The organism is Streptomyces sp. M41, from assembly GCF_043673425.1.
GTDB lineage: Bacteria > Actinomycetota > Actinomycetes > Streptomycetales > Streptomycetaceae > Streptomyces.
Window position 1 is genome coordinate 166,206 of record NZ_JBIMKE010000017.1, and the last position, 6,009, is coordinate 172,214.

At 70.1% G+C, this 6,009-nt stretch carries 8 protein-coding genes; 6 read left to right on the forward strand and 2 right to left on the reverse strand.

Features of this window, described 5'->3' with window-relative positions:
• Positions 1-126: 126 nt before the first annotated feature.
• From ACHBTE_RS21750 to ACHBTE_RS21765, 4 genes are all read left to right on the forward strand, one after another.
• Entirely contained in the window at positions 127-453 is a 327-nt protein-coding gene (locus ACHBTE_RS21750) for a hypothetical protein (protein WP_394725666.1), read from the forward strand.
• Positions 454-627: 174 nt separating this feature from the next.
• On the forward strand, positions 628-996 hold the full coding sequence (locus ACHBTE_RS21755; RefSeq protein ID WP_394725667.1) for a WhiB family transcriptional regulator: 369 nt from the start codon (positions 628-630) through the stop codon (positions 994-996).
• Entirely contained in the window at positions 993-1,316 is a 324-nt protein-coding gene (locus tag ACHBTE_RS21760) for a hypothetical protein (protein WP_394725668.1), read from the forward strand. The genes ACHBTE_RS21755 and ACHBTE_RS21760 overlap by 4 nt, the downstream gene beginning before the upstream one ends.
• A 134-nt stretch (positions 1,317-1,450) precedes the next feature.
• Entirely contained in the window at positions 1,451-1,702 is a 252-nt protein-coding gene (locus ACHBTE_RS21765) for a hypothetical protein (protein ID WP_394725669.1), read from the forward strand.
• Positions 1,703-1,715: 13 nt separating this feature from the next.
• Here ACHBTE_RS21765 and ACHBTE_RS21770 read toward each other — a convergent pair whose 3' ends face one another.
• Both ACHBTE_RS21770 and ACHBTE_RS21775 read right to left on the reverse strand, forming a co-directional pair.
• A complete protein-coding gene (locus ACHBTE_RS21770; protein WP_394725670.1) occupies positions 1,716-3,086 on the reverse strand; it encodes an ABC1 kinase family protein in 1,371 nt (456 codons plus the stop codon).
• Positions 3,079-4,287, reverse strand: a complete 1,209-nt coding sequence (locus ACHBTE_RS21775; RefSeq protein WP_394725677.1) for a TOMM precursor leader peptide-binding protein — start codon at positions 4,285-4,287, stop codon at positions 3,079-3,081. The genes ACHBTE_RS21770 and ACHBTE_RS21775 overlap by 8 nt, the downstream gene beginning before the upstream one ends.
• Positions 4,288-4,605: 318 nt before the next feature.
• Here ACHBTE_RS21775 and ACHBTE_RS21780 point away from each other — a divergent pair, with 318 nt between their 5' ends.
• A complete protein-coding gene (locus tag ACHBTE_RS21780) occupies positions 4,606-5,202 on the forward strand; it encodes a M48 family metallopeptidase (protein ID WP_394725671.1) in 597 nt (198 codons plus the stop codon).
• 158 nt (positions 5,203-5,360) lie between these two features.
• A partial coding sequence (locus ACHBTE_RS21785) for a TerD family protein (RefSeq protein ID WP_394725672.1) occupies positions 5,361-6,009 on the forward strand: 649 nt, incomplete at its 3' end.

Consider the following 6,009-nt stretch of genomic DNA (forward strand, 5'->3'; position numbering starts at 1 on the left):
AATCCCCATAGGTTCTTAACCACGCGAACGGCGGCCTTCTCGGAGGCCCCAATTCCGTGATGTACTTGCATACCCGTCGGACTGGTTCACCCCAGTCCCCCGAGACGCCGAGAGGAGGCGAGTCCAGTGATCAGCATCAACGCCAGCACCATCAGCACCGTCAAAATGACCGATCGCTCGGTCGTCGCTTCCCTGTGCATGCTCAGCGCCTCGGGCCAGGGCACCGGTCTGTCCGGCATCCGTGCCGTTCGTCCGGCGTCCTCCGTCTCTCTCGCGGGCCTTCCCGTCCGTGAGCGCAATGAGCGACCGACCGAGGCACTGGAAGCGGCAGTAGAGGCACAGGCACAGGCCTATGCCTTTACGGCGACCGGTGCCGGATTCCGGAAGCAGACGAAGCAGCACCACCTGATGTGGGCCTTCCGTGGGCCAGAACCCTGGAGTGATCCAGCCTGATCGTCGATCAGGCCGGCGCCTTCAGGGCCGCGGAACCCCATCCGGGATCCGCGGCCCTTCTGTTTGTCCCCCACCAGGGATGACGGAGTGAAGGGGCCTCGGGACAGGAAAGACCCGGTACCAGCCGCCACCCGGTCCAACAGGGCCGGAACGACCAGACGAGGAAGACGAACCGTGCAACTCGAAGCGCACGCCCCGTCCGTACCGCCTTCAGACGCGATTCCCAAGCCCGGCTCCACGGAGGACCCCACCTTGACCCCGCTCACTGCGCTCACCGCGCTCGACGACGCCATCGAGAACCTCGGCGTACCCGTCCCCTGCCGTTCCTACGACCCGGAGGTCTTCTTCGCCGAGTCGCCGGCGGACGTCGAGTACGCCAAGTCCCTCTGCCGCACCTGCCCGCTGATCGAGGCCTGCCTCGCCGGCGCCAAGGAGCGGCGTGAGCCCTGGGGCGTCTGGGGTGGCGAGCTGTTCGTCCAGGGTGTCGTCGTCGCCCGGAAGCGGCCGCGTGGTCGCCCGCGCAAGAACCCGGTCACGGCATGAACACCGCAGGAACGATCGACCGTCCCTTCACGCACGACCCCCAGAAGCAGGCCCCGATGAAGCCGTCCACCCACGAACCAGCAGGCCCCGCGCCTGAAGACTTCACCACCAGCGGCGCGAACGCCTCGCGTCAGAACAGGAACCGAGAGATGCAACTCATCCAAGAAGCCCTCGCGCGTGCGCATATGCACGAGCGACAGCATGAGGCCGAGCGGGAAAGGCGGGCCGTGCGCCTGGCCTCCGCTCGCCGCATGCAGCGCAGGGCCGAGCGCGCCTCGCTGCGCGCTCGCCGTGCGCTCGCCATGGCGGTCATGCAGTAGTCGACCCCACCGCCAGACAGCCTCCCGGCCTCGGCAGGCAGTGGCTTCCCGCGGGGGCCGGTCCGTGCGAACGGACCGGCCCCCGCGGTGCGTTGTGCCCGGCGATCAGTCAGCGGCGGCGTTATCGTCGCCGGGTGACGAGTCTTCCCGGAGGCAGTGACAACGGCCGTGACGACAGCGGTCGTGATGACAACGGCCGTGATGACGACGACTCCGGCACAAAGCCCGAGCCTCTTGTCTGTGCCCGCTGCGGCACCCGGGCCGAGGCCCCGCAGCCCACCTGGACCTTCTCCGTGGAGAACGGCGTCCGCCACTACTTCTGCGATGCCTGCTCCCGGGAGAACCTCCGAGCCATCGAGGGGCGGCTGGACTCGGAGTGGTGGTAGGCCGCACATCGGCTCAGGCCTGAGCCGCGGACTCCTCCTCGTCCGTCGTGTCCTGCGGTGCGAAGCCCGGCAGCCACTCCTCCAGTTCCTCGCGCAGCCGCACCGTCGCGCCCAGCTGGCACAGGACACCGATGGTGCTGAGGGTCACGCGGTGGATGAGGAGGTAGGCCGGAGGCAGATTGAGCTGTTTGCCCAGCTGGTGGGCGGGGGAGCGGGGATCGGCGACCCGCGCGGCCTGGCTGCGCATCCAGCCGCGGGTGAAGGTGAACGCCTCGACCTGGGCCGGCTCGATGATCGGCAGGAGATAGTCGAGGACGGCGTCGGGCTCCAGGTCGATGGTCTCCTTGACGAAACCCTCGGTGCGAAGGAGCTCGTAGACCGCGTCCGCCTCGCCGTCCAGGGTCATGCGCAGGGAGTCGCCGATGGGGGTCGGCAGACCGCCCGGAAGCCGGTCCACCGTGCCGAAGTCCAGGACGCCGAGCCGCCAGTCGTCCTCGCCGTCCGGGCCGCCGGGCAGCAGACGGAAGTTCCCGGGGTGAGGGTCGGCGTGCAGCAGACCGGTGCGGGCCGGGCCGGAGAACAGGAAACGGGCCAGGAGCTGACCGGCACGGTCCCGCTGCTCCTGAGTGCCCTCGGAGATCACCTCCGAGAGCGGGACACCGTCGATCCACTCCGTGACGAGGACCTGGTCGCAGTGGTGGACCACCGCCGGCACCACGACGTCCGGGTCGTCGGCGAACTCCTGCGCGTGCTGCTGCTGGGCCTGTGCCTCAAGGGCGTAGTCCAGTTCCTCGGAGACCCGGTCCTTGAGCTCCGCGATCAACGGTTTGATGTCCATGCCGGGCACCAGGGGGCCCAGCAGGCGGGCGAAGCGGCTCAGCTGGTTCAGGTCGGACAGGAGGGCCTCACCGGCGCCCGGGTACTGCACCTTGACCGCCACCTCGCGGCCGTCGTGCCACACCCCGCGGTGCACCTGGCCGATCGAGGCCGCCGCCGAGGGCTTGTCCTCGAACTCCAGGAACAGGTCGTGCCAGTCCTCGCCGAGCCGCTCCGCCAGCACCGCGTGCACGGTGCGCGTCGGCATCGGGGGCGCCGCCTCCTGCAGCTTGGTGAGCGCCGCGCGGTAGGGGCCGGCGATCTCCTCGGGCAGGGCCGATTCGAAGACGGACAGGGCCTGGCCGAACTTCATCGCGCCGCCCTTGAGCTCGCCGAGCACCTTGAACATCTGCTCGGCGGTGCGCTGCTGAAGCTCGCGGCCGACGAGCTCCGCGGACTCGCCGACGATCCGCTTGCCCAGTCCCCAGGTCGCGCGCCCTGCGAAGCCGAGCGGTAGCGCGGCGAGCTTGGCGGTACGGGTCACCGCCTTGCGGGGAAGATCAGACATGCGCCCTCCAGGTCACAGCCGGCCGCTCCGCGTCCGCCTCACGGCGTGACTCGGACGACGGCCCTTGTTCCGCCATTGTCTCGTGCGACTCCCCGTCCTCGGAGGGGTGTTCTCCCTCACCTTTTCGCGCGGCGCCGCACGGGCACGCGGGATGCGCCCCCACCGGCCGGGCGTGCCAGTTCAGACCGGGCAGGGACACTTCCCAGCGTGCACCAGCGCTGGACGGAACGTGCCCGTCCAGGAAGGCGAGGGCGTGCGCGGCCGTCAGCCCGGCGACCGTGGTGGCCAGAGTGAGATCGCAGGGTCGCACATCATGGGACCTCACCGAACCCGTGCGCCACTGGGTGACCAGGCGCGGCCAGTCGGGATCCCGGTCGGTGCGCCCCTCGTGGAGGCAGCCGGCGCAGCCGGTCTCGCCGGGCAGGACGAGCGGGCCGACGACACCGGTTCCTTCCACGACACCGGCGTACAGGTGCGGCGTACCGGAGGCGATGAGGGGTTCGGCCGTGGACGGGGCAGGCGCGTGCACCGCGACGTCGTCGCGTGGGGCGAGGATCACCAGGGAGCGGCCCGCGCAGTCCTCTCCGGCGGATGGCTGGGGGCGTCGGCGTGGTGGACGACCCGGTGCCGAGCGGCGTGCCGCCCGAGGCGCGGCCTCGTCCCTGCGGTCGCCGACCGCCTCGGTGGGCAGGCCGCCCGGCGCCACGTCCCAGGGCTCGACACGGCCGACGTCGCGTACGTCGACCTCGCCGACCCCGGCGCCTGCCAGCAGGGAGGCCACCGTCGCACCGACCCGCCCGGCACCCCACACCTGGACCCGCAGGGCACGACGGGCGGCCAGACGGCCGATCGCCTCGCCCGGCTCGGACGTCATCAGGGAGAGCGAGGCCAGGTCGGGGCGCAGCCGGTCCAGGATTTCCGTCTTTCCCCGCAACGCCTCGGCGGCCGGGCCGCCACCCTTCGCGTCGTCCAGAAGCCCGGCGCGCGCCAGCCGTCGCACCAGTTCGTCGACGTGACCGTCCGGCAGATCCATGCGGCGGCCCTCCTCGCGCAGCAGGTCCATTCCGCGCGTGCCGTTGAGCAGGTCGAGAAAGCTGCCTGTCGCCGTGTCCATCGGACCCACCGTCATCGCATGTGCCGGAGTCATCCCGAATTGCACGGTGTTGAGGTCGCGCCAGCCTCTCCTGAGCGCGGGCTTCATCTGCGGAACCTGCACGGTCGTCGAAGGTGCCGAGCTCAACCCGCCCGATGTATCAGACATCTTCGAAATGTCTGATGATGCCGAGAACTTCGTATGCATGAACAGGCCCCCGTAGTCGTCGCCCAACGTCCCCGTTGTCGGTGGAGCTCGGTCCCAGCTCCGCCGGCACAGCCAGCATGCCCTGGCGCGGCGCTCGTCGTCCGAAGTTGTCCACAGGCAGTGGATATTCGTCGTACAAATCAAACGCTCGGTGGGGGATCGGCATCGAACCGTCCCGGAGTCGGGACTTCCCCCATGTGCAGCGGGTAACGTCGGGGCGTGTCCGCCGACCCACTGCACCGCGCCGGAACGCCACAGCGCAGTACGACGAGCCCGCCGTCCAGCGGCTCGGGGGCGAACGCGATCGAGGTCCGCAGGAGCGCCCGGCGCCGCCGGACGGTCTCGGCGTACCGCGAGGGCGATCGCACCGTCGTGCTCATCCCTGCCCGGATGTCCGAGGCGGAGGAGCAGCGCTGGGTCAACGTCATGCTCGACAAGCTGGCCGCCCAGGAGAGCAGGCAGCTTCTCGGCGACTCCGAACTGGCGGAGCGCGCCCAGCAGTTGTCGTCCCAGTACTTCGACGGCCGCGCCCGCCCCAAGTCGGTGCGCTGGGTCACCAACCAGAACACACGCTGGGGCTCGTGCACCCCGGCCGAGGGCAGTATCCGTCTCTCGCACCGCCTCCAGGGGATGCCCGAGTACGTCGTGGACTACGTCCTCCTGCACGAGCTCGCCCATCTGCTGGTGCCCGGACACGGGCCGCGCTTCTGGCGGCTGCTGGAGGCGTATCCCCGTACGGAGCGTGCGAAGGGCTACCTCGAAGGCGTCGTCGCCGCCGAGCGCTTGCCCCATGTGCCCGGCGCGCGCGACGAGTGACGGCGCCCTGAGCCACCTCGGGTGCCCGCGGAAGCAGTTCTTCCCCTCTCGCCGGAGAACGTTGTGTACCGGGTCTGTACCGGCTTCGTCCGATGTCCGAGTTTGCCGTTAGCCTGGCGCGACGCACTCACACTCGGGATGGGGGACGGTCGTTACGCATGGCCAGGGAATTCCAACGCGGCCACAAGGCCCGGATCAGTGACCTCACCGCGGGCACAGATCTGTACGTAGGCGTGCAGATCTCCGCTCCAGGGCTGACCTTCGACATCAGCTGCTTCGGTCTCGACGCCGATGAACGGCTCTCGGACGACCGCTACTTCGTCTTCTTCAACCAGCCGAAGTCACCCGAGGAGTCCGTCCAGCTCCTCGGCGCCCAGGCCGGTGACACGGAGTCCTTCAGGGTCACGCTCGACAAGATCCCCCCGCAGATCCACAAGCTGTCCTTCACGGCGACGATCGACGGCGCCGGACAGATGTCGCAGATCGGCCCCGGGTACCTGCGCATCGTCGCGGGCGGCGAGGAGGTGGCCCGGTACGCCTTCAGCGGCTCGGAGTTCTCCACCGAGCGCGCCGTGATGCTGGGCGACTTCTATCTGAAGGACGTCTGGCGGTTCGCCGCGGTCGGACAGGGCTTCGACGGCGGCCTCGACGCACTGCTGAGGAACTTCGGCGGCGAGGTCGCCGAGGAGGAGGCCCCGGCCGCCCCGCAGCCCCAGGGAGGTGCGGCCCCCGGCTTCGCGCCGCCCGCTCAGGCCGCCGCCCCGCCCGCGTTCGGCGCCCCGGGCGCACCGGCACCGGCGGCTCCCG